The organism is Roseomonas acroporae, assembly GCF_023223525.1.
GTDB lineage: Bacteria > Pseudomonadota > Alphaproteobacteria > Acetobacterales > Acetobacteraceae > Roseomonas_E > Roseomonas_E acroporae.
In genome coordinates this window covers 1-2,098 of sequence record NZ_JALPRX010000203.1, presented here as the reverse complement: position 1 = coordinate 2,098, position 2,098 = coordinate 1, and the positions used below count along the sequence as shown (strand labels likewise).

The 2,098-nt window shown below is 74.8% G+C and carries 1 protein-coding gene; it reads left to right on the top strand.

What is annotated here, in order from left to right:
- Nucleotides 1–1,917 (top strand): DUF927 domain-containing protein (locus tag M0638_RS27900; RefSeq protein ID WP_248670221.1); only part of this gene is annotated, 1,917 nt, incomplete at its 5' end.
- Between the last annotated feature and the right edge of the window lie 181 nt (nucleotides 1,918–2,098).

Sequence of the window (2,098 nt, the reverse complement as noted above, 5' to 3'; positions counted from 1 at the left end):
TCGCCGACGGAGTTCGCGCAGGAGCGCCGGGCGGCCGCCTCCCGCCTCGGCCTGACCGTGAAGGATCTGGCGAAGGCGGTCCATGCCCTCCGCCGGCAGGCCTTCCAGGAGCGCGAGGCGGCCGAGCGGGAGCGGCTGCGCGGCACCGCCGGCGCCGTGATCTGGCCGCCCGGCTTCCGCATGGAGGAGCGCGGGCTGGTGTTCCTCAGCGACGGCGACGACTCGATGCCGGTGCTGGTCAGCGCGCCCTTCGCGGTGCTGGGCGAGAGCCGCACCGGTGCCGGGCAGGGCTGGGGCCTGTGGCTGGCCTGGGCTGACCGGGACGGCCGCCAGCACCGCTGGGCGATGCAGCGCCGGCTGCTCACCACCGACCCCGGCGTGCTGGAGGCCGAGTTGGCCGATGGCGGGCTGCGGATCGGCGCCACCGCCGAGGCCCGCGCGCTGCTGCGGCAGGCGCTGGGCGAGGTGGAAACCGCCACCCGCGTCACCGCGGTCCCGCGCACCGGTTGGCACGCCCCGGCCGGCGGCGCGGCGGGCTACATGCTGGCCGACGGCACGCCGATCGGTGCCACGGCCGAGCCGCTGGTGTTGCAGAACTTGGCCGAGGATGCCGCCCGCCGCGTCGCCACCGCCGGCACGCTCGCCGAGTGGCAGGAGCAGGTGGCAGCCCTCGCGGTCGGCAACCCGGTCGCCACCTTCTGCCTGGCCGCGGCCTTCGTCGGCCCGCTGCTGGAAATCGCCGGCGAGGATGGCGGCGGTGTCCACCTGTTTGGCCCCAGCAAGCGCGGGAAAACGGTCGCGATGCGGCTGGCGGCCAGCGTCTGGGGCCCCCACGACAAGGCCGGCGCTCTGCGCGACTGGCGCACCACCGCCAACGCCTTGGAAGCCGCGTGCGAGGAGGCGGCGGACGGGCTGCTGACCCTGGATGAAATCCAGCAGGCCGAGCCGCGCGACGTGGTGGGCGCGATCTACGCCATGGGCAACGGCGGCGGGAAGGGCCGGCTGCGGGCCGACGCCAGTGCCCGCCGGCGCCGGACGTGGCGGACCTTCTACCTCAGCAACGGCGAGATCGATGTCGCGACCCTGGCGCAGAAGGCTGGCCAGCGGGTCCCGCCCGGTGCCGAGGTGCGGCTGCCCTCCGTGCCGCTGCCGGCCGACCTCTGGCCCGAACTCCACGGCCGGCCCGACTTCCAGGCCCTGTGCGCCGACCTCGCCACCGCGGCCAACCGCCAGCACGGCACCGCCGCCCGCGACTTCCTGGCGCAGCTGGCCCGGATCCGCGCCGAGGCGCCGGAGGAACTGCCGGCCACCATCGCCGAGCATCGCGCCGCCTTCCTCGCCGCCCACGTCCCGGCCGGGGCCGACCCGCAGGTGCGGGAGGTGGCGCGGCGCCTGGCGCTGGTGGCGGCGGCCGGCGAGATCGCAGCCGAGCTGGGCGTGGTGCCCTGGCCGAAGGAGGCGGCGACGGATGCCGCAGCCACAGTGCTGAGCCTATGGCGCGCCCGGCGCGGCGGAGACGGCAGCGGCGAGGAGGCCGCCCACCTCGCGAAGGTGCGGCTGTTCCTGGTGCAGCATGGCGCCAGCCGGCTCCAGCCGATCTGGCTGAACCCGACCACCAACGAGCTGGAGGAGGTGCTCGATCCTGCCCGGCCGGTGGTCAACCGCGCGGGCTGGCGCCGCATGCCTAACGGGTCCGACTTGTACCTGATCCACCTGGCAACCTGGCGCGCCGAGGTGTGCGAGGGGCTGGATGCGGCCGAGGTGGCGCGGACCCTCGCCGCGGCCGGGCACCTGGAGCCGGGGGAAGGGAAGAACCTCGCCAGGCGGGTGGCGATCCCGGGCCTCGGCAAGATCCGGGTCTACACCATCAGGGCGAGCCTCATGTCCCTTGCCGACCAGGAAGGCCTGTCGGGATGACCCGGCAGGCTCCTCCGGTTCCGACCGGCTCCGAGGCTCCCGGAGCGGTCGGAACTGCAAAGTTGCAGTCAGGAACTGCGGTTCCGGCAGGTCCGACCGGCTCCGACCGGAAAACGATAGAGGGGGTGGAAAAACTGTGTGTCCCCTCTCGCTTGGCGAGGTGGCGCCTGCCCGGGGTGCC